The 21,291-nt window shown below is 73.0% G+C and carries 21 protein-coding genes; 13 read left to right on the forward strand and 8 right to left on the reverse strand.

What is annotated here, in order from left to right; translation table 11 throughout:
• Positions 1–4: 4 nt before the first annotated feature.
• The gene (locus Pta02_RS19720; protein ID WP_203876332.1) at positions 5–460 is read right to left on the reverse strand and encodes a MarR family winged helix-turn-helix transcriptional regulator; all 456 of its coding nucleotides are present in this window, start codon (positions 458–460) and stop codon (positions 5–7) included.
• A 57-nt stretch (positions 461–517) separates the two neighbouring features.
• Here Pta02_RS19720 and Pta02_RS19725 point away from each other — a divergent pair, with 57 nt between their 5' ends.
• Together Pta02_RS19725 and Pta02_RS19730 are read left to right on the forward strand one after the other, a co-directional pair.
• Positions 518–1,075, forward strand: coding sequence for a class I SAM-dependent methyltransferase (locus Pta02_RS19725; RefSeq protein ID WP_203876333.1), 558 nt, complete (start codon positions 518–520; stop codon positions 1,073–1,075).
• Entirely contained in the window at positions 1,072–2,022 is a 951-nt protein-coding gene (locus Pta02_RS19730) for an NAD-dependent epimerase/dehydratase family protein (RefSeq protein ID WP_203876334.1), read from the forward strand. The genes Pta02_RS19725 and Pta02_RS19730 overlap by 4 nt, the downstream gene beginning before the upstream one ends.
• Here the strand turns inward: Pta02_RS19730 and Pta02_RS19735 are convergent.
• Together Pta02_RS19735 and Pta02_RS19740 are read right to left on the reverse strand one after the other, a co-directional pair.
• Positions 1,967–2,545 carry a DUF5313 family protein gene (locus Pta02_RS19735; RefSeq protein WP_203876335.1) on the reverse strand — a complete coding sequence of 193 codons (579 nt, stop codon included), beginning with the start codon at positions 2,543–2,545 and terminating at the stop codon, positions 1,967–1,969. The two genes, Pta02_RS19730 and Pta02_RS19735, sit on opposite strands and share 56 nt — an antisense overlap.
• A 46-nt stretch (positions 2,546–2,591) precedes the next feature.
• Positions 2,592–2,918, reverse strand: coding sequence for a PadR family transcriptional regulator (locus Pta02_RS19740; protein ID WP_203876336.1), 327 nt, complete (start codon positions 2,916–2,918; stop codon positions 2,592–2,594).
• A gap of 177 nt (positions 2,919–3,095) precedes the next feature.
• Between Pta02_RS19740 and Pta02_RS19745 the strand changes: the two genes are divergently transcribed.
• A complete protein-coding gene (locus Pta02_RS19745) occupies positions 3,096–4,229 on the forward strand; it encodes an alkaline phosphatase PhoX (protein WP_203876337.1) in 1,134 nt (377 codons plus the stop codon).
• A gap of 27 nt (positions 4,230–4,256) precedes the next feature.
• Here Pta02_RS19745 and Pta02_RS19750 read toward each other — a convergent pair whose 3' ends face one another.
• Complete coding sequence (locus Pta02_RS19750) at positions 4,257–4,877, reverse strand: TetR/AcrR family transcriptional regulator (RefSeq protein ID WP_203876338.1); 621 nt, start codon at positions 4,875–4,877, stop codon at positions 4,257–4,259.
• 107 nt (positions 4,878–4,984) lie between these two features.
• On the opposite strand from Pta02_RS19750, the gene Pta02_RS19755 reads away from it, so the two are divergent.
• On the forward strand, positions 4,985–7,252 hold the full coding sequence (locus tag Pta02_RS19755) for an MMPL family transporter (RefSeq protein ID WP_239130971.1): 2,268 nt from the start codon (positions 4,985–4,987) through the stop codon (positions 7,250–7,252).
• 13 nt (positions 7,253–7,265) lie between these two features.
• Here Pta02_RS19755 and Pta02_RS19760 read toward each other — a convergent pair whose 3' ends face one another.
• Positions 7,266–9,020 (reverse strand): glycoside hydrolase family 3 protein, encoded by a 1,755-nt coding sequence (locus tag Pta02_RS19760; RefSeq protein ID WP_203876339.1) that lies wholly within the window; start codon positions 9,018–9,020, stop codon positions 7,266–7,268.
• Positions 9,021–9,078: 58 nt separating this feature from the next.
• Positions 9,079–9,327 (reverse strand): hypothetical protein, encoded by a 249-nt coding sequence (locus Pta02_RS19765; protein ID WP_203876340.1) that lies wholly within the window; start codon positions 9,325–9,327, stop codon positions 9,079–9,081.
• Between the two features lie 201 nt (positions 9,328–9,528).
• Between Pta02_RS19765 and Pta02_RS19770 the strand changes: the two genes are divergently transcribed.
• From Pta02_RS19770 to Pta02_RS42315, 3 genes are all read left to right on the forward strand, one after another.
• Positions 9,529–10,923, forward strand: a complete 1,395-nt coding sequence (locus Pta02_RS19770) for a TetR/AcrR family transcriptional regulator (RefSeq protein ID WP_203876341.1) — start codon at positions 9,529–9,531, stop codon at positions 10,921–10,923.
• Positions 10,924–11,042: 119 nt separating this feature from the next.
• A complete protein-coding gene (surE, locus tag Pta02_RS19775) occupies positions 11,043–11,960 on the forward strand; it encodes a 5'/3'-nucleotidase SurE (RefSeq protein WP_203876342.1) in 918 nt (305 codons plus the stop codon).
• Between the two features lie 47 nt (positions 11,961–12,007).
• A complete protein-coding gene (locus tag Pta02_RS42315) occupies positions 12,008–12,223 on the forward strand; it encodes a ferritin-like domain-containing protein (protein WP_373872402.1) in 216 nt (71 codons plus the stop codon).
• A gap of 72 nt (positions 12,224–12,295) precedes the next feature.
• On the opposite strand, the gene Pta02_RS19785 is transcribed toward Pta02_RS42315, so the two are convergent.
• On the reverse strand, positions 12,296–13,195 hold the full coding sequence (locus Pta02_RS19785; RefSeq protein ID WP_203876343.1) for a bifunctional helix-turn-helix transcriptional regulator/GNAT family N-acetyltransferase: 900 nt from the start codon (positions 13,193–13,195) through the stop codon (positions 12,296–12,298).
• A 150-nt stretch (positions 13,196–13,345) separates the two neighbouring features.
• Here Pta02_RS19785 and Pta02_RS19790 point away from each other — a divergent pair, with 150 nt between their 5' ends.
• Positions 13,346–14,296 (forward strand): lactonase family protein, encoded by a 951-nt coding sequence (locus Pta02_RS19790; protein ID WP_203876344.1) that lies wholly within the window; start codon positions 13,346–13,348, stop codon positions 14,294–14,296.
• Positions 14,297–14,425: 129 nt separating this feature from the next.
• Here the strand turns inward: Pta02_RS19790 and glpK are convergent, their stop codons facing one another.
• Positions 14,426–15,895, reverse strand: coding sequence for a glycerol kinase GlpK (gene glpK / locus Pta02_RS19795; RefSeq protein ID WP_203876345.1), 1,470 nt, complete (start codon positions 15,893–15,895; stop codon positions 14,426–14,428).
• Between the two features lie 142 nt (positions 15,896–16,037).
• On the opposite strand from glpK, the gene Pta02_RS19800 reads away from it, so the two are divergent.
• From Pta02_RS19800 to Pta02_RS19820, 5 genes are all read left to right on the forward strand, one after another.
• Positions 16,038–17,063: a 6-phosphofructokinase gene (locus Pta02_RS19800; protein WP_203876346.1), complete on the forward strand. Its 1,026-nt coding sequence runs from the start codon at positions 16,038–16,040 to the stop codon at positions 17,061–17,063.
• Positions 17,064–17,352: 289 nt separating this feature from the next.
• On the forward strand, positions 17,353–18,465 hold the full coding sequence (gene macS / locus Pta02_RS19805; RefSeq protein WP_203876347.1) for a MacS family sensor histidine kinase: 1,113 nt from the start codon (positions 17,353–17,355) through the stop codon (positions 18,463–18,465).
• Between the two features lie 64 nt (positions 18,466–18,529).
• Positions 18,530–19,159, forward strand: coding sequence for a response regulator (locus Pta02_RS19810; RefSeq protein ID WP_203876368.1), 630 nt, complete (start codon positions 18,530–18,532; stop codon positions 19,157–19,159).
• Between the two features lie 107 nt (positions 19,160–19,266).
• Entirely contained in the window at positions 19,267–20,469 is a 1,203-nt protein-coding gene (gene thiI, locus Pta02_RS19815; RefSeq protein ID WP_203876348.1) for a tRNA uracil 4-sulfurtransferase ThiI, read from the forward strand.
• A 123-nt stretch (positions 20,470–20,592) separates the two neighbouring features.
• Positions 20,593–21,291 (forward strand): MCP four helix bundle domain-containing protein (locus Pta02_RS19820; protein WP_203876349.1); only part of this gene is annotated, 699 nt, incomplete at its 3' end.

Below are 21,291 nucleotides of genomic sequence, written 5' to 3' on the forward strand. Positions count from 1 at the left end.
CGCCTCAGCCGTCGTGCTCGCCGAAGACGCGGATCAGGCCGCTCAGGCCGAGGGTGAGCCCTTCGAGCTCGGCCGGGGTGAGGGCCTCGAACAGGGCGGCGTGCGCCTGGTGGAACTCCCGGCCGATGCGTTCGGTGACGGCCCGTCCCTCCGGTGTCAGGCCCAGGCGGTAGAAACGCCGGTTGCCCGGATCGCGCTCGCGTGACAGCCAGCCCCGGCGCTCCAGCGCCGCGGCGAGCCGGCTCACGGTGCTCTTCTCCAGGCCGAGCCGGGCGGCGAGCTCGTTCTGGGAGAGCGTGCCGGCGTCGCCCAGCTCGCCCAGGGCGAATATCTCCGACATGGAGACGCGCAGGCCGGCGTGCTCCCGCGGTTCGAACAGCCGGCCCGTGCGGACCAGCAGCCGGAGCAGGCGGCGCAGATCGTCCTCGGGGAACCCGCTCCTATGAGTTGTGTTGTACAACTATCCGTCCTATGGTTGGCGTCATCACAGTTGTGCCACACAACTATAGGAGGACCGATGGGTCTGCACGGCACCATGTTCGGGTTCTTCGACCAGCCCCGCCTCTACGACCGGATGAGCAGGGTCTTCGGATTCCGGCCCGTCTACGCGCGGACCGTCGCCGACGTCGCGGGCGCCTCGCTGCCCGGCGGCGGGCGGGTGCTGGACGTGGGGACCGGGCCGGGACGGGTCCCGGCGGCGATCGCGCGGCGGTGCCCCGGGCTCCACGTCGAGGGGCTCGACCTGTCCGCCGAAATGATCGACTACGCGCGGCGCACGGCCGGAACGGACGAGCGGCTGAGCTTCACCGTCGGCGACGTCGCCCACCTGCCCTATCACGACGACGCCTTCGACCTCGTCGTGTCGACCATGAGCCAGCACCACTGGGCCGACGCCGAGGCGGGGGTCCGCGAGCTCGCCCGCGTGCTGCGCCCCGGCGGGCAGGTGTGGATCTACGACTTCCGCCCCGCCCTGCGACGGGCCGAGGCCGCCGCCCGGGCCGCCTTCACCGGCCACGCGATCCGGCGTGAGCGCGTCAGCGCCCTCGTCGGCCGGCTCGTGGTCCGGCCCGCGTGAGGGCCCTGGTGCTCGGCGGGTACGGCGCGGTCGGGGCCGGGATCGTCGCGGAGCTGCGCGGCCGGGGCGAGGAGGCGCTCGCGGCCGGGCGCAACCCCCGCCTGGCCGACGTCGTGGTCGACCTGCGCGAACCGCGCACCCTCGCCGCCGCGCTGTCCGGAGTGGACGTGGTCGTCAACGCCGCCGGGGCCGAGGATCCGGCGGTGGCGGAGGCCGTCACCGGCGCGGGTGCGGCCTTCGTCGACGTCACCGCCACCACCGGCTACGTCGCCGCGCTGGAACGGCTCACCCCGCGTGCGCCCGTGCTCCTGAGCGTGGGCCTCGCGCCGGGCCTGACCAACCTGCTCGCCGCCGAGGTGCACGGCGAGAGCCCGGACACCCCCATCGACATCGCCCTCCTGCTCGGGGCGGGGGAGCGCCACGGCGACGCCTCGACCGCCTGGGCGTACGACCTGCTCGGCCGGGGCTTCCGCGACCCCGCCACGGGACGGCGGGTCCGCAACTACACCCTCGGCCGGCGCTTCGTCCTTCCCGGTCAGGGCCCACGGCGCCTGTACCGGGCCGACTACTCCGACCAGCACGTGCTCACCCGTGATCTGGGCGTCGCCGTACGGACCTACTTCGGCCTCGACTCCAGGGCCGCGACGGCGGCGCTGGCGGCGCTGACCCGGGTGCCGGGGGCGTCGAGGGCGCCGCGCGGGCTGCACCTGCCGGGAGGCGACCGGTGGCTGGCCATGGCCAGGGGGCGGGACGGCACGACCAGATGGCTGGGCGGCCACGGGCAGTCACGGGCCACCGCGGTGATCGCCGCGGCGGCGGCCCGCGCCGCCGCCGGGCTCCCCGCCGGGGTCCACCACCTGCACCGCGTCCTGACGCTCGCGGATCTGACCGTCACACTCGGCGGTCCGGGAGCGGCAGCGGAGTGTAGGAGGTCCCGTCGGGGTTGAACTCGTGCTTGGCCAGCAGCTTGTGCCTGCTGTCCCTGCGGCCGGCCCGCGCGAACAGGTACCAGACCCCCACCCAGAACAGGAAACCCCACCAGTTGTCCGCGCCGGAGACGATGAGGCCGTACACATCCAGGATGGTGAACGGGAGGACGAGCAGCAGCCACGTCACGAGGAACCGCTCGACGAAGAGCGAGCCCCGGATGTCGTCGCGGGCCCACCAGCGATAGCGGAAGGGCAGGCGCCTGCCGAATCCCCGGTAGAGCAGCCAGTGCCCCAGCGGCGGGCGCTCACGCAGGCGCAGTGCCACCCCGCCGCGCAGCACGTCCAGCACGGTGCGCGCGTCGGGCCGGTCGGCGCCCGGCGGGGCCAGGTCGAGCAGGGTGCCCAGGACCTCCTCGCCCCGCGTCTCGATGAACCGCGGGGGATAGGCCAGCCGGAGCAGGCTGCGGCAGCGGCGCTCGTAGGCCTCGGCGGGGACGGGAGGCCGGTCGGGGGCCGTGGCGTGGTCGTCGGGCCGGGTCATGTCATCTCCCATCCGAGTCGTGTCGTCTCCGGGTGACGCGGGATCGTCATGTCTGCAGGCCCGGGTTCGGCCGCAGGCGGTGCTGCGCCGCGGCGGCCAGGCGGGCCAGGCGGGCGGTCTCCTCGGTCAGCAGGGTGCGGCCGTGGCCGGTCAGGTCGTAGTAACGGCGGTGGCGGCCGTCGACGACCTCCTCCTTGACCACGGCCACCAGGCCGTCACGGGCCAGCCGGTCGAGCGCGCCGTACAGGGTGCCGGGACCCAGGCGCACACGGTCCTCCGACAGCTCCCGCACCGCCTTGACGACCCCGTATCCGTGCAGCGGGCCGTCGGCCAGGGCCAGCAGGATCAGATAGCTCTGCTCGCGTAGTGCCATATACGACATGTATCGCTGAACGTAGTATGCGTCAACGGGTCGCCTCGCCCGTCTCCGGAACTGATTCGCGGGAACCGCTTGCCCATTGGTTTCCGGAAAGTTTGAGTCGGTAGGACAGTCCCGTTCATGTGAATTTGATCGACTTTCCGCCTACCGTGAAGGCAACGAGGAGGCGTCATGCTTCGCCGTACGTTGTTACGCGCCGGAGGGCTGGCCGCCGGAGCGGCGTTCACCGGATCGCTCTGGCAGGGAGCCGCCCGCGCCACCGCCCTGACGGCGGCGAGTCCCTACGGGCCGCCCGGCGTCCCCGACGCCAACGGGATCGCGCTGCCGCAGGGCTTCACCGGCAGGATCGTGGCCCGCACCGGCCGCAGGGTCGGCGGGCTGCTCTGGCATCCCGCGCCCGACGGCGGCGCGTGCTTCGCCGACGGCGACGGCTGGATCTACGTCTCCAACTCCGAGGTCCCCCTCATCGGCGGCGCCTCGGCGATCAGGTTCGGTCCCGGCGGCGAGATCCGCCAGGCCTACCGGATCCTGTCGGGCACCAACCTCAACTGCGCCGGCGGGCGCACCCCGTGGGACACCTGGCTGTCGTGCGAGGAGATCTTCCGCGGGCGGGTCTTCGAGTGCGACCCGTACGGCGCGCGCGCCGCCATGCCGCGCCTGGCCATGGGACGCTTCAAGCACGAGGCCGCCGCCTGCGACCCCGACCGGCGGGTCGTCTATCTGACCGAGGACGAGAGCGACGGCTGCTTCTACCGGTTCCTGCCCGACACCTGGGGCGACCTGACGAGCGGGCGGCTGGAGGTGCTCTGCGCGAGCGCCGACGCCGGCCCGGTGACCTGGCGCCGGGTGCCCAACCCGGCGGCGCCGCTGACGCCGACCCGGCGGCAGGTGACGCAGGCCAAGCACTTCTCCGGGGGAGAGGGCTGCCACTACGCCGACGGCGTGTGCTTCTTCACCACCAAGGGCGACAACCGGGTGTGGGCCTACGACGCCGAGAACGAGCGCCTGGAGATCGTCTACGACGCCGACTCCCCGCTGAGCGGGGTGGACAACATCACCGGCACCCTCGGCGGGGACCTCTACGTCGCCGAGGACGGCGGGAACATGGAGATCAATCTGATCACGCCCGACCGGCAGGTGGCGCCGTTCCTGCGGATCGAGGGCCACTCCGGTTCCGAGGTCACCGGCCCCGCCTTCTCCCCGGACGGCACCCGCCTGTACTTCTCCTCCCAGCGCGGCGCCCGCGGTGACGCCGCCGGGACCGACGGCGTCACCTACGAGGTCACCGGCCCCTTCCGCCGCTGAGCACCCCGTCCCCGCCGGACCCCGGCCCTATGGGGCGGGATCCAGGGAGGGCGCGAGATAGGCCAGCAACATGGCCTTGAGTTCGCCGGTCAGCTCGGCGGCCCGCTCCGGGGGCGCCCCCGCGATCAGGGGCATCACCGCCTTGACGGTCGCCACCGCCATCGTGGCCAGCAGCAGCCCGCGCTCCGCCTCCAGGTGCGGGGCGCGGAGCGCGAGGAGTCCGGCCAGCTGTTCGGAGACCGCCAGGTGCAGCCGCTCCGAGGCCGCCGCCAGCCGGTCCCCGGTGGCCGAGCCGTGCAGCAGCGCCCAGTAGGCGGGCCGGGCGGCCTTGTAGGCGACGATCTCGTCGACGAGCAGGCCGACCAGTTCGGGCAGCGGCATCCGGGCGACGTCCCCGGTCAGCCGCGCCTGCCAGTGCGCGCGCCTGCCGTCGGTGAAGCGGGAGAGCAGGCCGTCGAGGATCTCGTCCTTGTTGCGGAAGAACTGGTACAGCGAGCCCGGGGACATCCCCGCCCGCGCGGCGACCGCGTTGGTGGTCATCTCCGCGTAGCCGATCTCGGCGATCACCGCTTCGGCGGCGTCGAGGATCTCCTCCATGCGCTTGAGGCCGCGCGCCTGCCGCCTGACCGTGCGGGGCTCACCGGACATGCCGGACTCCACGGGCGCGCCATCCCTCGTTGACAAATGCGAGCATTTACTTGTATTCCTATCCCGAATCGTAAAACACGAGTAGTTTACCGAGTTTCGGGGTGATCATGAGGGTCGACGAGCTCATGCGGGAGGCGCCGCCCGCCCCCGTGCTCCTGCGCCGCCTGGGACACACGCTGGTCAGGCGGCGCCGCGCGGTGCTGGTCCTGTCGCTGCTGGCGACGCTGGCCATGGGCCTGCTCGCGGCCCAGGCGGTGGCGGGTTTCTCCCTGGCGCGCTTCGAGGCGCCCGGCTCGGAGTCCGACCGGGCGGCCGGCGAGCTGGCCCGGCGGTTCGGGACCGGCAGCGTGGACCTGGTCCTGCTCGTCACCGCCAGGAGCGGCGACGTGGACGCCCCGGCCGTCACCGCCGCCGGCCGGGAGCTGACCCGGAAGGTGGCCGCGTCGCGGGGGGTCGCCGAGGCGGCCTCCTACTGGACGCGCGGCAACCCCGCGACCCTGCGCAGCCGGGACGGCCGGCACGCCCTGGTCGTGGCGCGCATCCCCGGAGACGCCGGCACCGTCCGCTCGCGGATCCTCCCCGCCCTGCTCTCCGAGGTCACCCGGGGAACCGGGGGAGGCGGCGCCGGTGCCGGTGACAGTGCCGGCGACGGCGTCATCGAGGTGCGGGCGGGCGGCGGCGAGGAGGTGTTCCGCCAGACGGTCCCGCTGGCCAGGCAGGACTTCGTCCGTGCCGAACTGGTCATCTTCCCGCTGGCCTTCGTGCTGCTCCTGTTCCTGCTGCGCCGTCCGCTCGCCGCCCTCCTGCCGCTCGCGGCCGGGGTGTTCGCCATGGTGACGGCGCTGGCCCTGCTGCGCGGGGTGCTGGCGTTCGCCGAGGTCTCCACCTTCGCGCTGAACCTCACTCTGGCCATGGGGCTGGGCCTGGGCGTCGACTACGCGCTGTTCGTGATCTCCCGCTTCCGGGAGGAGGTCCGGGCCGGTCACGACCTCCACGAGGCGGTGGCGCTGAGCGTCGAGCGGGCCGGCCGCACGGTCGTCTTCAGCGGGGTGACCGTCGCGGCGTCGATGGCGGTGCTGCTGGCGCTGCCGTTCGACTTCCTGCGCTCCTTCGCCTACGCCGGGATCGCGGTGGTCGCCGGCGGAGTGGCGGGCGCGGTCGTCGTGCTCCCCGCGATCCTCGCGACGGTGGGGCACCGGGTGCTGCCCCGGCCCGGCCGGGCGCGGCGTCCGGGACATCCGGCGGGACATCCGGGGGACACCGGCCCCGGCGGGTTCTGGCACCGGCTGGCCGTACGGGTCATGAGCCGGCCCGTCCTGTACGGCGGCGCCGCCGCGCTCGTCCTCCTCCTGCTCGGCTCGCCCTTCCTGGGCCTGCGGTTCGGCGTGGCCGACGACCGGATCCTGCCCGCCTCCGCGCCCGCCCGGCAGACCCAGGAAGTGATCCGCCAGGAGTTCCCGGCCGAGGAGACCGACGCGCTCCAGGTCGTCTCGGCCGGCCGGGCCACCGGGGCGGAGACGGCGGAGTACGCCGCGGCGCTGTCCCGGCTGCCCGGCGTGGCGCAGGTCGACTCGGCGGCGGGCTCGTTCTCCCGGGGAACGCGGGCGGGGGAGGGCGAGCCGGCGCGCTTCACCGGCTCGGAGGGGACGTGGCTGTCGGTGGTCCCCACGGCCGAGCTGATGGCGGCCGACCCGGTCCGCCTGGTGGAGCAGGTGCGGGCGCTCCGAGCGCCCTTCGCGGTCCTGGTCGGCGGTTACCCGGCCGAGCTGGCGGACTACCGGGCCTCGGTGGTGGACCGGCTGCCGCTGCTGCTCGGCCTCATGTTCGCGGTGACGTCCGTGATCCTGTTCCTGATGACCGGCAGCGTGCTGATCCCGCTCAAGGCGACGGTGCTCAACCTGCTCAGCCTCGCGGTGATGTTCGGCACCCTCGTCCGGGTCTACCAGGACGGCAACCTGTCGGGCCTGCTCGGGTTCACCCCCACCGGCAGCCTCGATCCGAGCATCCCCGTCCTGATGTTCTGCGTGGCCTACGGACTGTCGATGGACTACGAGGTGTTCGTGCTCTCCCGGATCAAGGAGGAGCACGACCGGACCGGGGACACCGTCGCCGCCGTGGCGGCGGGACTGCGGCGCGGCGCCCCGGTCGTCACCGCGGCAGGGGCCGTCCTGGGCCTGTCCTTCGCCGTCTACGCCACCGCCGAGGTGGTGTTCGTGCAGATGCTCGGCGTCGGCATGGCGGTGGCCATCCTGGTGGACGCCACGGTGATCCGGGCGATCCTGGTCCCCGCCTTCATGCGGCTGGCGGGACCCGCCAACTGGTGGGCCCCGCCCCTCCTGCGCCGCCTGCACGAGCGGGCCGGCCTGTCCGGCTGATCCGCGGGGAAGCTCAGGTCGCGATGTCCAGTCCGTGGCCGATGGGGAACAGCGGGTCCGCGGTGTCGCCCGGCACGTCGGAGCGGCTGCTCCGGACCGCCTCCATCGAGCGGGGCAGCTCGAACGGGAGCCGCCCGGCGGGCGCGGCCCGGCCGAAGACGACGTCGAGCACGGCCCGGTCGTCCGCGCCGTACTCGCCCACGAGAGCGGCGGCGCGCTCGGCGATCTCCGGGATGACCGCGGGCCGCTCCAGGCGGACGGCCACCACCGTGGGCACCGCCTCCAGCACGGCGAGGATCTCCTTGAGCCGCTCGTCGTCGAAGGCCAGCGACCCGGCCCGGAAGAACGTCTCGAAGAAGCCGCCGGTGCGCGGCTCGTACGGGGTGGGCAGGCGCAGCAGCGCCACGTCCGCCTCGGCCGGGTCGGCCACCGGTTCGGCGTACTCGGCGGCGACCGCCGCATCGACGCCCTCGGCGTACAGGCGCGGGCGGCCCCGCAGCGGCAGTACGCCCTCGCCGGTCAGCACCGTCAGGGAGCGGCGCTGCGCGCTCTCGCCCAGGGCCAGGAACTCCGCGCTGCCCACGATCTCCTCGGCCAGGTCCGGGTCGACGAAGCGGTGCTCGAACAGGCCGAGCCGGAACTTCTCGCGCAGCAGCCGCCGGACCGAGGCGTCGATCCGCTCCTCGCTCACCGGCCCGCCGCGCACCAGCTCGACGATCAGCTCCGGGCAGGCCTCGCCGCCGAACTGGTCCGCCCCCGCATCGATCGCCTTGAGCGCGCGCTCGGCCGGGGTGAGGTGCTCCACGCCCCAGGCCTTGGCCTCCATGCGGTGCGGGCCGATGCGGGTGTCGTTGAGCAGTTGCCAGTCGGTGCAGACGATGCCGTCGAAGCCGAGCTCCCCGCGGAGCAGGCCGGTGACGACCTGCTTGTTGAAGCCGAAGCCCACCTCCTCGTAGGGGGTGCCGACCGGCACGCCGTAGTACGGCATGATCTGCGTGGCCCCGGCGGCGACGGCGGCCCGGAACGGCGCCAGGTGATAGTCGAAGTTGCCGCCCGGATAGATCTGCTCCTTGCCGTAGGCGAAGTGCGGGTCCTCGCCGTCCTTCTGCGGGCCGCCGCCGGGGAAGTGCTTGACCATGCAGGCCACGCTCTCCGCGCCGGACCCCGGCCCGCGCATCCCCTCCAGGTAGGCCGTCACCAGGCGCGAGGTCAGCTCGGCGTCGGCGCCGAAGGTGCCGCCGATGCGCGACCACCGGGGCTCGGTGGCCAGGTCGATCTGCGGGTGCAGCGCGACCCGGATGCCCACGGCCAGGTACTCCCGGCGCACCACGTCGGCGTGGCGGCGCACCAGCTCGACGTCGCCGACCGCGGCCAGGCCCGTGGTCTCCGGCCACCGGGAGAACGCCCCGGCGAGCATCGCCGTACCGGGGTTGTCGGTGAAGGCGTGCCGGGGGTCGGTGGAGACGGTGACCGGGATGCCGAGCCGGGTCCCGGCCGCCATCTCCTGCAGGTGGTTGTGCCACATCGCCATCTGCCGGGGGCCCGCGCCGCCCAGCAGGTTGAAGTGGCTCATCAGCCTGTCCCGCACCATCTCGGTGGTGGTCGCGCCGCCGGGCTGGACGGCCGGGTCCTCGACCGGGGTGCCGTCGGCGTTCATGGCCAGCATGGTGTGGAACATCAGGCCGGCCTTCTCCTGGAGCGTCATCCGCTCCAGGAGGTCGGCGACCCGCTCCTCGACCGGCAGCGCCGGGTCCTGATAGGGCGGCATCTTCGAAGGTCCCCTCTAATTTTTCCGAGACAGTGGGCTTTTCCGGGACAGTCAGTGATCAGCGCACCGAGCGCACGAGCTGTACGGCGAGCGCGAGGTCGACGGCCATGGCGACCATGGCGACCGAGGTCATCATGCCGACCAGGCCGGAGACCCGGGTCCGCTGACGGTCGGGGACGTGGTCGGGGATGATCGAGGTCGGCGCCGCCAGGGTGGCGTTGACGCCGAGATGGGCGATCGCCCAGCCCGCGGTGCCGTCACCGGGGGCGCGCACGCCCGCGCCGGTGTCCCCATGAACCTGGGTCATGGGTCCTCCTCGCAAGAAGCCGGTGGGGGAGAGCTCGCCGGGGCGACGAGTGCGTCAACGGTACGTAAAAACTTATTGCTTAGTAAGTTTTCGGAGGAGTGATTCAGGTCACACCGGCGGTCGCGATGGTCGTCCATCCCCAGCTCGCGCCGCCCCTCCTGCGGTGCGGTCCGCCTGCCGGAGGGGTCATAGGCTGTCCGGGTGAGCCCTCGCACCCCCCCGCCGCCGTCCGCGTCCGCCCGTTCCGGCCGTGGCGCGCGCGGAGGGTACGGAGTCGGCGACGCGCGCAGGCGGCGCATCATCGAGGTCGCGGTCAAGCACTTCGCCGACCGCGGCTACCACGCCACCTCGCTGGCCCGCATCGCCGAGGAGGTCGGCATCACCCAGCCGGGGGTGCTGCACCACTTCCGGACCAAGGAGCAGCTGATGCTCGCGGCCCTGGAGCACCGCGACGAGCTCGCCTCCGCGCGGGAGTTCGCCCGCAGACCGCGATCGGCGGCCGAGGCGCTGCGCACGCTGGTTCGCCTGGCGGAGTTCAACGCCTCCCAGCCCGGCCTGGTGCGGATGTTCACCACGCTCGCCGGCGAGGCGGCCGATCCCGGCCATCCGGCCCACGCCTACTTCACCGGCCGCTACGCCATGGTGCTCGGCCTGATCGAGGACTCCCTGCGCGAGGGGTCGCAGAGCGGGGAGCTGCGCGGCGACGTCGACCACGGCGCGATCGCCAGGGAGGTCGCCGCCGTCATGGACGGCCTGCAGATCCAGTGGTGCCTGCGGCCCGACTCCGTGGACATGGCCGGGCAGTTCCGGCAGTACGCCGAACGGCTGATCCGGTCGATCACGCCGGACGGCCGCGGTCTCGACACGGAGTCCCCCGGTCCCGCACCCGCCGTCGCGCCCGCCCCCGGGACCGGCCCCGCGGGTGTCTCCGGGACGGGCCCCGGTCCCGTGCCCGCTTCGGAATCCGATGCCGGGACCGGTCCCGGCGCCGTCGCGCGGGAGCCGGCGGGACCCGGCCGCGGCGCCGTGGAGGAGCGGGCGTCGGGCCGCCGGGCCGGCATCCTGCTGGCGGCCCTGGAGGTCTTCGCCGAGCGCGGTTTCCGCGGCGCGCCGCTGGCGGCCGTGGCCGAGCGGGCGGGCCTGTCCCAGCAGGGGCTGCTGCACTACTTCCCGAACAAGGAGCGCCTGCTCGTCGAGATGCTCGACCTGCGCGAGCGCGTCGACTCGCTGCGCATGCTCGCCGAGGGCGGGGCCTCGCCCAGGCTGGAGCACATCGTCCAGCTGGCCGAGTACAACGTCACCCGCCCCGGCGTGCTGCAGGCGTTCACCGTGCTGGCGGCCGAGAGCGTCACCGAGGGCCATCCGGCCCGCGACTACTTCGTGGAGCGCTACGCCAGGATGCGCGAGCTGGCCGCGGCGGCGCTCCGGGCCGAGCTGGGCGAGACCCTGCCGGGCGGCCTGACGCCCGCCGAGGGCGCGGCCCTCCTGCTCGCCGTCCAGGACGGGGTGCAGCTGCAGTGGCTGCTGGACCCGCAGGCGGTCGGCCTTCCGGCGCTGGTGGAGGCCTTCGCCAAGCTGTTGCGCGAGGGGGCGTGACCGTACACCGCCATCGACGCTATATAACGAATAAATAAAGTCACCTACCGCTTACTCGGCATCATGGTCCATGCTCACTCCGCGGCGAACCCTCGCCGCGGAGACCTCAGGAGCCCCCCATGAACCTGAACCGACGGCTGGCCGCCGTCCTCGCGGCCGCGTCCTTCCTCGCGCCCGTCCTGCCCGCGACCGCGGCCGGGGCCACGGCCGCACCCCCACAGAAGACCGGAGCGCGGCAGCCGCTGACCATCCTGCTGAGCAACGACGACGGCTACGACGCCCCCGGGATCAAGGCCGTCTTCGACAGGCTCACCGCCGCCGGGCACGACGTCACGATCGTCGCCCCGGCCGTCAACCAGAGCGGGGCGAGCGTCAAGCGCACCGTGGAGGACGGCCTCCAGGTCACCGCCAGGAAGGTCGCCGACAAGGTCTGGGCCGTCACCGGAACCCCGGGCGACTCGGTCCTGTTCGGCCTGGGCCACGTCTTCGCCGGGCGCAAGGTCGACCTGGTGGTCTCCGGCACCAACTTCGGCCAGAACATCGGCGCGATCGTCAACAACTCGGGCACGGTCGGCGCGGCGATCACCGCGATCGACCTGGGCGTGCCCGCCATCGCGGTGAGCACCGAGTTCGACTCCGCGAACACGCAGAACACGATCGCCAACATGCCCGCCACCGCCGACTTCACCGTCAAGCTCGTGGAGCGGCTCCGCGACAGGGCCCGGGGCGGGCGCCTGCTGCCCGAGCACGCCGGGCTCAACGTCAACTACCCGACCCGTCCCGGTCTGGCCCCGCCGACCGGCGTCGCGCTCACCCGCCAGACCCGCGAGGAGCTGTTCACCCACGGCTACCGACCGGCCGGTCCGGACACCTTCACCATGAAGGCCTCCTTCCGTGCGGACGCGACCGGCGAGGCGGGCAGCGACCTGTCCGCGCTGGCCGCGGGCAAGGTCAGCATCACCCCCGTCGACGCCGACTGGAGCGCCGGCCCGGTCACCTACGCCAGGACCGCGGCCCTCCTGGCGGGCCTGCGCTGACGCCGGCCGGCCGAGCCGGCGGGAGGGTCCGCCGGCTCGGCCCGGTCATCGCGGCCTCCGGCGAGGTTCCCCGGGCCGAGTCCGGCTATCTGGACACGACCAAGGCCGTCGCCGCGCTGACGGACATGCTGGAGTCGATCGGCCGCAGGATGCGCGAGCGCGTCGAGGCCGCCGGCGAGGCCGACCCCGCCTCGCAGGACATCCTCATCGCCGTCACCCAGGACGTCGAGAAGCACCACTGGACGATGCAGGCCCAGCGCTGACCCGCGGCGCCGGTCAGGCGTACGGCGGCGCCCCGGCGGGGCCGGGAGGACTCCCGTCCCGGGGCGCGCCGCTCACAGTTCGCGGGCCCAGATCTGCTCGCTGAAGCCCTCGCCCGGCTCCTCCCGGAGCAGCTCGAAGCCCGCCGCCTGGTAGATCCGCCGGGCGCTGACCAGGACGTCCCTGGTCCAGAACATGATCCGCCGGTAGCCGGCCTCCCGGGCGAAGCGCAGGCACTCGTCCACCAGGCGCGCGCCGATGCCCATGCCCCGGGCCGACGGCTCGACCAGGAGCAGACGGAGCTGGGCCGTCTCGTCGTCCTTGCGCACGCAGAAGACGCATCCGGCCCGCTCGCCGTCCACCTCCGCGATCCACCCGGCCTCCCGCCGGGGGTCGTGCTCGTCGGCGTAGTCGGCGACGATCCTGGCCACCAGGGCCTCGAAGTCCCGGCCCCAGCCGTACTCGGCGCTGTAGAGGACGCCGTGGCGGTGCACCACCCAGCCCAGGTCGCCGGGCCGCGGCGGCCTGATGACGTACGGCTCCCGCCGCGGGGCCCGGCCGAGGATCTCCTTGATCGTCGCCATGCTCGCGACCAGCCGCCGCCGGTCCTCCCCGGCGATCCCGTGGAGCAGGTCGTGCACGTCCTGCGCCGAGCGCTCGTCGAGGGCCTTGAAAGTGGCCCGGCCCGTCTCGGTGAGCACGATCACCTGCCGTCGCGCGTCGGCCGCCGACCGCTCGCGGGCCACCAGCCCGTCGGCGGTGAAACGGCTGAGGATCCGGCTGAGGTATCCGGCGTCGAGCCCGAGCAGCCGCCGCAGCTCACCGGCCTCCATGCGGTCGTGCCGGTCCAGCTCGAACAGCACCCTGGCCTCGGTCAGGGAGTAGGGGGTGCCGAGCATCCCCTGGTCGAGCACGCCGATGACCTCGGTGTAGAAGCGATTGAAGGCGCGGACCTCCGCCACGTGGTCGTCCATGCTTGACACTATCAATTATTCCTTTGACTCAGTCAAGAATTAACGACGACGGGTGGGCACATTACCCGGTGGTAGAGAGGTCCCGGCGGGGGAGGGCTGCGCTACCTTCGCAGACTGGCTGATAAATCCGATAACTGTGGCGATGGGAGCATGATGCTTGAGACTGCGTATATCGGTGGATACACCCCGGACACCGGTGGCTCCGGCCCCGGCATCTCCCTTGTCGACCTGGAGGGCGGCAAGACGCTCGCCGAGACGGCGGCCCCGGGCCCGTCCTTCCTGGCCGCCCACCCCCGCCTGCCGGTGCTGTACGCGGTGGGGGAGAGCGAGCAGGGCACGGTGAGCGTCTTCGCCCGGGGAGCGGACGAGGGCCTGGAGTTGCTCGCCCGGCGTTCCAGTGAGGGCTCCTCCCCGTGCCACCTGGCGGTGAACCCGGCCGGGACGCTGCTGGCCGTGGCCAACTACGGTGACGGCACGGTGAGCGTGCACGGCATCGGCGAGGCCGGGCTGCTCACCACCGTCCAGTCCTTCCCCGGCCGCGAGGGCGCCCACGCCCACCAGGCGACCTTCGGCGAGGACGGCGTGCTGTACGTCACCGACCTGGGAGCCGACGAGGTCCGCCGCTTCGCAGCCGAGGGGGACCGGGTGGTCGAGCATCCCGACGGCCCGGTACGGCTGGCCGCCGGCATGGGGCCCCGGCACATGGCGTGGCACGGCGGGCACTGGTACGTGGCCGGGGAGCTGGACGGCACGGTCCGCGCCTACGACGCGGACTGGCGCGAGGTCGCGGTCGCCGCCGCCAGCGGTGAGCAGGGCGAGAACCACCCCTCGCACCTGGAGGCGCACGACGGCCGCGTCTACGTCGCCAACCGGGGGCCCGACACCATCGCGGTGTTCTCGGCGCCCGGCCTGGACAGGCTCGCCGAGGTCTCCTGCGGCGGCGCCTGGCCGCGCCACTTCGCGATCACCGGCGGGCGTGTGCACGTCGCCAACCAGAACTCCGCGGACGTCGCCGTCCTGCCGCTGGAGGACGGGATCCCGCAGGCTCCGGCCGGCAAGCTCTCCGTCGGCACGCCCTCGTGCGTGCTGCCGCTGCGCTGAGCCCCGCCCGCCGTACCGGGTCCGGCGCCGGAGCGGGCCCCCGCCCGCCGTACGGGCCCCGCACAGGGGCGGGCTCCCGCCCTACGGGCCCCGCCCACCCACGGGGCGGGACCCGGTGCGGCCGGGGGCTCAGGCCCAGGAGCGGGCCCGGTCGACGGCCTTGAGCCAGCGGGCGTAGGCGGCGTCGTCGCGCCGGCCGGGCTCGAAGCGCCGCTGCAGGTCCCAGGTGGCGCGCAGCTCGCCGGCGGAGGACCACACCCCGGAGCCGAGCCCGGCCAGGAAGGCCGCCCCCAGCGCGGTGGTCTCCTGGATCGCCGGGCGCTCCACCGGGGTGCCGAGCTGGTCGGCCTGGAACTGCATGAGCAGGTCGTTGCCGCTCGCTCCGCCGTCGGCCTTCAGCGCGGGCATCTTCAGGCCCGCGGCGCCCGTCATGACCTCCACGACGTCCCGCACCTCGAACGCGATCGCCTCCAGGGTCGCCCGGGCCAGATGGCCCCGGGTGGTTCCCCGGGTGATGCCGAAGACGCTGCCCCGGGCGTCGGGGTCCCAGTGCGGCGCGCCGAGACCGGTCAGGGCGGGGACGAACACCACGCCGCCGCTGTCGGGGACCGTTCGCGCCAGCGCCTCGGACTCGGGCGCGGTGGCGATCAGGCCGAGCCCGTCGCGCAGCCACTGCACGGCGGCCCCGGTGACGAAGATCGAGCCCTCCAGGGCGTAGGTGATCTCTCCTGAGGGGGTCTGCCAGGCCACCGTGGTCAGCAGCCCCGCCTGCGACCTGACGATCTCGTTGCCGGTGTTGATCAGGATGAAGGATCCTGTCCCGTAGGTGCATTTCACATCACCCGGGGTGAAACAGGTCTGCCCGAAGAGCGCGGCCTGCTGGTCCCCGGCCATGCCGCTGATCGGCAGGTCCAGGCCGAGGAAGGACTCGGGATCGGTCCGGCCGATCTCCCCGTGGTTCGGCACGATCTCCGGCAGCGCGCTCTCCGGGACGCCGAACAGCTCGCACAGCTCCGGCGACCAGCCGCCCGCCTCCAGGTCGTACAGGAGCGTGCGGGAGGCGTTGGAGGGGTCGGTGACGTGCCGGGCGCCCCCGGTCATCCGGGCCACCAGATAGGAGTCCACGGTGCCCACGACCGCCCGGCCCCCGGTCACCTCCTCCCAGGAGCGGGGGTCGTGCTCGGCCATCCAGGCGAACTTGCTGCCGGTGAAGTAGGGGTCCAGCCGCAGGCCGGTCAGCTCGGCGACCCGCGGCTCGTGGCCCGCCTCGCGCAGGCGCGCGCAGAGGCCGGCGGTGCGGCGGTCCTGCCAGACGATCGCGGGCCGGGGCGCGGCGAGGGTGCGGGTGTCCCAGACCACGGCGGTCTCGCGCTGGTTGGTGATGCCGACGCAGGACGGGGCGGTGCCCGACCGGTCCAGTGCGATCCGGCAGGCGGCCAGCGTCGCCTGCCAGATCTCCTCGGGGACGTGCTCCACCCAGCCGGGCTCGGGGAAGTGCTGAGCGAACTCCCGGTATCCGCGCCCGTCGATCCGTCCGTCCTCGTTCACGATGAGCGCGGTGACTCCGGTGGTACCGGCGTCGATCGCGAGAACCGGCATACGAGCACTCCTCTTCATTTGGTCTAGACCATTGGCATACGGGGAAGGCAGAATGCGGAACGTCGGCGGCGAAATCCCCCGCCGGCCGCTTCACCCCACTTAGTCTGGCCGTCTTGCCTCGGAACCACCACCGGAGGATGCCATGCGTATTGGAGTGTTGACCGGGGGCGGCGACTGCCCCGGCCTGAACGCCGTTATCCGCGCCGTCGTGCGCAAGGGTGTGGGCGTCTACGGACACGAGTTCGTCGGATTCCGCGACGGCTGGCGCGGTCCGCTCGAGGGCGAGACCATGCCGCTGGACATCCAGGCGGTCAGGGGCATCCTGCCGCGCGGTGGCACGATCCTGGGCTCGTCGCGGACCAACCCGATCAAGATCGAGGGCGGCGTCGAGAAGATCAAGGACAACCTCGCCTCCATGGGGGTCGACGCCCTCATCGCGATCGGCGGCGAGGACACCCTCGGTGTCGCCAAGCAGCTCTTCGACAAGGACGTGAAGGTCGTCGGGGTGCCCAAGACGATCGACAACGACCTCAACGCCACCGACTACACCTTCGGCTTCGACACGGCCGTCAACATCGCCATGGAGGCGATCGACCGGCTGCACACCACCGCCGAGTCCCACCACCGCGCGCTGATCTGCGAGGTCATGGGCCGTCACGCGGGCTGGATCGCGCTGCACGCCGGCATGGCGGCGGGCGCCAACGTCATCCTCATCCCGGAGAAGCCCTTCGACATCGACCGGGTCTGCGCCTACGTCGAGTCGCGCTTCAAGACCCGCTACGCGCCGATCATCGTGGTCGCCGAGGGCGCCCACCCGATGGAGGGCCAGATGGCCCTGCAGGACGGCGAGCTCGACGCCTTCGGCCACGTCCGGCTGGGCGGCATCGGCGAGACGCTCGCCAAGGAGATCGAGAAGCGGACCGGCAAGGAGGCCCGCACCACCGTGCTCGGCCACATCCAGCGCGGCGGCACGCCCACCGCCTTCGATCGGGTGCTCGCCACCCGCTTCGGCCTGCGGGCCATCGACGCGGTGCACGAGGGCGAGTTCGGCACGATGGTTGCCCTGCGGGGCACCGAGATCGTCCCGGTCGGCCTGGACGAGGCGACCAGTGAACTGAAGACCGTGCCGGTCGACCGCTACGCGGAGGCGGAGGTCTTCTTCGGCTGACGGCTGACAGCCGCCCGCACGGCTCCGGGCCGGGACCGCCCTCCGGCGGCCCGGCCCGGCGCCGTCCGGCGTGCAAGCCGTTTGCAAGCGGTCCGTCCTAACCTCGCGTGCGCAAGGCGGTTCACCGCCCGGCACCCCCTCCAAGTACGGCTTGCGCCTCGATAAGGCGGCCCACGGAGGCGCAAGCCGTACGATCCCGCGCCGGAACACGGGACGGACCCCTCCCGGCTGTCCGCCCGGCCGCGTCGTCGCAGCGTGCGGCCGGTGACATGGCCGATAGGGTCGAGTGATGACGGCAGTGGAGGGATCGTTCTGGCGGACCGTCGCGGTCTTCCGCGCCGCCTCCCTCGTCTACGCGCTGGTCGTGTTCCTGCGCGCCGGGGGATACGCCCACCCGGCGATCGGCTGGCTGGTGCTCGGCGTCATGGCCCTGTGGACCGTCGCCACCGTCTTCGCCTACTCCGTCGAGGAGTTCAGGGGCCGGCCGCTGCTGGCCGCCGACATGCTCGTCACCGTCGGATGCCTGCTGGCCACCCCCGCGGTGCAGGGGGGCTACCGGGAGGACAGCCTGCCGATCACCGCCACCTGGATGGGCGGCGCGGTGCTGGCCTGGGGGGTGTACGGCGGGCGCCGGGTGGGAGCGGTGGCGGCCGCCATCGTGTCGCTGGCCGACCTGTGGATGCGCGGGGCGGGCGGCATGGAGTTCGAGAAGCTGCCGATCAACGGGACCGTGCTGCTGTTCCTGGCCGGCGTGCTGGTCGGGCACGTCGCCCGGCTGGCCAGGAAGGCCGAGGCGCGCATGCAGGAGGCGATCGAGCTGGAGGCCGCCGGCCGCGAGCGCGAACGGCTCGCGCGGGGCATCCACGACTCGGTGCTGCAGGTGCTGGCCCTGGTGCAGCGGCGCGGGCAGGAGGTCGGCGGCGAGGCCGCCGAGCTGGGCCGCCTCGCCGGCGAGCAGGAGGCCGCGCTGCGCGAGCTGGTCAGCCTCCGGCCCGGCACGCCCCCCGAGGGCTCGGTGGACCTGCGCGTCCTGCTGCAGCGGTACGGCTCGGGCTCGGTCACCGTCTCGGTCCCGGGCACCCCGCTGACCCTGCCGGCCGCCGTGGCCGGCGAGCTGTCCGCGGCCGTCGGGGCCGCGCTGGACAACGTGGCCCGGCACTGCGGGGAGCGGGCCCCGGCGTGGGTGTTCGCCGAGAGCGACGACGGGACGGTCACCGTGACCGTCCGCGACGAGGGGCCGGGCATCCCCGAGGGCCGCCTGGAGCAGGCCGCCGCCACCGGCCGGCTGGGCATGGCCCAGTCGATCCGCGGACGGGTGGAGGACCTGGGCGGGGCGGTCACGGTCGTCTCCGCCCCCGGCCGGGGCACCGAGATCGAGATGTCCGTCCCGCAGCCGCGGTAGGGACCGCTCTCCCCGGTGATCGCCGGGGCCGGGAGTCTCGTCCTAAGCTGGTCGGGTGCGCGTGATGGTGGTGGACGACCACCCGATGTGGCGGGACGGGGTGGCCAGGGACCTGGCCGAGGCCGGATACGAGGTGGTGGCCGCGGTCGGCGAGGGCGCCCAGGCGCTGCGCGTGGCCGCGGCCGTACGACCCGAGATCGTCGTACTGGACCTGCAGCTGCCCGACCTGTCCGGGGTGGAGGTGGCCAGGGGCCTGGCCGCGGCGGATCCGCCGCCCCGGGTGCTGGTGCTGTCGGCCAGCGGTGAGCAGGACGACGTGCTGGAGGCGGTCAAGGCCGGTGCGGCCGGATACCTGCTGAAGTCCGCGAGCAAGGAGGATTTCCTGGAGGCCGTGCGCCGCACCGCCGGGGGCGAGGCGGTGTTCACCCCCGGGCTGGCCGGCCTCGTGCTGGGGGAGTACCGCCGGCTGGCCGCCCAGCCCGCCCCCGCGCAGGGCCCGCGCCTGACCGACCGGGAGACCGAGGTGCTCCGGCTGGTCGCCAAGGGACTGTCCTACAAGCAGATCGCCGAGCGGCTGGTGCTCTCGCACCGGACCGTCCAGAACCACGTGCAGAACACGCTGAACAAGCTCCAGCTCCACAACCGCGTCGAGCTCGTGCGGTACGCCATCGAGCAGGGACTCGACGAGTCCTAGGCGGGACTAAAGTGACCGGGACGCGGCGTTGCCAGATAGCGGTTCCGCGAGACACTGACTCCAGCGGTACGTTCCCCGTCCCCCGCTGTTCCACCGGAGGTTCCACCATGACCATGTCCGCCCTGGGCGAGCCCTGCGTTCTGCTCAAGCTGGGCGAGGTCGTCCTCAAGGGAAACAACCGTGAGGTCTTCGAACGGCGGCTGCAGGCCAACATCCGGACGGCGCTGAAGGAGTTCCCCTTCAAGGTCGACCTGCGCCAGCGCCACGGCGTCATCGCGGTCTTCCTGCCCGAGGGGACCGACGCCGAGGTCGCCGACGCGGTCGCCGAGCGGATCACCTACGTCCCCGGCCTGGTCTGGGTCCACCGGGCCTGGCGGGTGGCCAAGGACCCGGGCGCGGTCACCAAGGCCGCCATCGAGCTGCTGGCCGACCGCGAGGACGTCAGGCGCGGCGTCTCCTTCGCCGTGCGCTCGCGCCGCCGCGACAAGCGCTTCCCGCTGACCTCCATGCAGATCGACCGCACGGTCGGCGGCGAGCTCAACGACATCTACGGCCTGCCGGTCGACCTGAAGAACCCCGAGCTGGTGGTCTCCATCGAGGTGGACCGCGACGAGGTCTTCGTCTACACCGGCGGCCTGCCCGGCCAGGGCGGCCTGCCGGTCGGCACCAGCGGCCGGGGCCTGGTCCTGATGTCCGGCGGCATCGACTCGCCGGTGGCCGCCTACCGGATGATGCGCCGCGGCCTGCGCGTGGACTTCCTGCACTTCTCCGGGATCCCGTTCACCACCTCGGAGTCCATCTACAAGGCGTACGCGCTGGTGCGGGCCCTGGACAGGTTCCAGGGCGGGTCCCGCCTGTGGGTCGTCCCGTTCGGCAAGGCGCAGCAGTCGATCAAGGCCTCCGGCCAGGACCGCCTGGCGGTCATCGCGCAGCGCCGCCTGATGCTGAAGACCGCCGAGGAGGTCGCGCACCGCCTGAAGGCCGGGGCGCTGGTGACCGGCGACTCCCTGGGCCAGGTCTCCTCCCAGACCCTGCAGAACATCACCGCCCAGGACGACGCGGTCGACCTGCCGATCCTGCGCCCGCTCATCGGCCTCGACAAGACCGAGATCATGGCCACCGCCCGGCGGATCGGCACGCTGGCGATCTCCGAGCTCCCCGACGAGGACTGCTGCACCCTGCTGGCCCCCCGCCGCGCGGAGACCGCCGCCAAGATCGCCGATCTGAAGCAGATCGAGAGGCGCCTCGACGCCGAGGAGCTCGCGGTCCAGCTCGCCGGATCCCTGCAGGAGTACAAGCTGGAGGGCTGAGCGCGGGGCCCGTGAAAGAGGGGCGTACGCCACGTCGGGAGGGGACTTTCGTCCCCTCAGCGGTCTCATCTCCACGCCGATGGATCCGGCGGAACCGCAGATGAAGATGAGATGAGATCCGCCATGAGTACGCCTCTCCCCGCAGGCCGAACCCCCCGCACGTTCACGTCCGCCGTCCGCGACCGCGGAGTCGGCACGAAGATCCTCACGTCCGTCGTGGTCGCAGTGCTGGTCGGAGTGGCGGTCGGAGCGCTGGGGATCAACGCCCTGAGCGTCTCCCACGACAACGCCCGGGCCATGTACACCTACAACTTCGACGGCCTGAAGGACGCGGCCAACCTGCGGCGGCTGACCATGCAGATGCGCCTGGACGCGGTCAACCACGCCGTCTCACCGGACGCTGCGGCCAAGCAGAAGTACGAGAACTCGATCGAGGAGACCGAGGCCCAGCTGCGCGAGGTCCTGGCCGACTACGGCACGCACCCGTTCACGGGCGCTCAGCGCGCCGTTCTGCAGGACTTCAGCCGGGACCTGGACGCCTATGTCGCTCTGCGCGACGCCAAGCTGCTGCCCGCCGGCCGGGCCGGTGACATCGAGACCTGGAGCACGGTCCGCGACGGTGAGGCCGGCCCGATCATCCAGCGGATGCTCGGCGGACTGGCGAAGATGATCGATGCGGAGGCGGAGCACGCCGCCGCAGCCGCCGAGGACACCACTGACACCTACACAGGCAACCGCACCACCATGATGGTGGCCCTGGGCATCGGCGCGGTGCTCGCGCTGGGTCTGGGCTGGGCCACGGCGCGCGGCATCCTCGGAGGG

The sequence above is a fragment of the Paraplanobispora takensis genome, assembly GCF_016863195.1.
Lineage (GTDB): Bacteria > Actinomycetota > Actinomycetes > Streptosporangiales > Streptosporangiaceae > Planobispora > Planobispora takensis.

What these genes read in the sequence shown, in the direction of transcription:
- Pta02_RS19810 (WP_203876368.1), top strand. Translation starts at nt 18,530, where the DNA reads ATGGTGGTGGACGACCACCCGATGTGGCGGGACGGGGTGGCCAGGGAC.
- glpK (WP_203876345.1), bottom strand. Translation starts at nt 15,895, where the DNA reads ATGCCGGTTCTCGCGATCGACGCCGGTACCACCGGAGTCACCGCGCTC.
- Pta02_RS19800 (WP_203876346.1), top strand. Translation starts at nt 16,038, where the DNA reads ATGCGTATTGGAGTGTTGACCGGGGGCGGCGACTGCCCCGGCCTGAAC.
- Pta02_RS19755 (WP_239130971.1), top strand. Translation starts at nt 4,985, where the DNA reads ATGAGGGTCGACGAGCTCATGCGGGAGGCGCCGCCCGCCCCCGTGCTC.
- surE (WP_203876342.1), top strand. Translation starts at nt 11,043, where the DNA reads ATGAACCTGAACCGACGGCTGGCCGCCGTCCTCGCGGCCGCGTCCTTC.
- Pta02_RS19745 (WP_203876337.1), top strand. Translation starts at nt 3,096, where the DNA reads ATGCTTCGCCGTACGTTGTTACGCGCCGGAGGGCTGGCCGCCGGAGCG.
- Pta02_RS19790 (WP_203876344.1), top strand. Translation starts at nt 13,346, where the DNA reads ATGATGCTTGAGACTGCGTATATCGGTGGATACACCCCGGACACCGGT.
- Pta02_RS19750 (WP_203876338.1), bottom strand. Translation starts at nt 4,877, where the DNA reads ATGTCCGGTGAGCCCCGCACGGTCAGGCGGCAGGCGCGCGGCCTCAAG.
- Pta02_RS19760 (WP_203876339.1), bottom strand. Translation starts at nt 9,020, where the DNA reads ATGCCGCCCTATCAGGACCCGGCGCTGCCGGTCGAGGAGCGGGTCGCC.
- Pta02_RS19765 (WP_203876340.1), bottom strand. Translation starts at nt 9,327, where the DNA reads ATGACCCAGGTTCATGGGGACACCGGCGCGGGCGTGCGCGCCCCCGGT.
- thiI (WP_203876348.1), top strand. Translation starts at nt 19,267, where the DNA reads ATGACCATGTCCGCCCTGGGCGAGCCCTGCGTTCTGCTCAAGCTGGGC.
- Pta02_RS19735 (WP_203876335.1), bottom strand. Translation starts at nt 2,545, where the DNA reads ATGACCCGGCCCGACGACCACGCCACGGCCCCCGACCGGCCTCCCGTC.
- Pta02_RS19785 (WP_203876343.1), bottom strand. Translation starts at nt 13,195, where the DNA reads ATGGACGACCACGTGGCGGAGGTCCGCGCCTTCAATCGCTTCTACACC.
- Pta02_RS19740 (WP_203876336.1), bottom strand. Translation starts at nt 2,918, where the DNA reads ATGGCACTACGCGAGCAGAGCTATCTGATCCTGCTGGCCCTGGCCGAC.
- macS (WP_203876347.1), top strand. Translation starts at nt 17,353, where the DNA reads ATGACGGCAGTGGAGGGATCGTTCTGGCGGACCGTCGCGGTCTTCCGC.
- Pta02_RS19725 (WP_203876333.1), top strand. Translation starts at nt 518, where the DNA reads ATGGGTCTGCACGGCACCATGTTCGGGTTCTTCGACCAGCCCCGCCTC.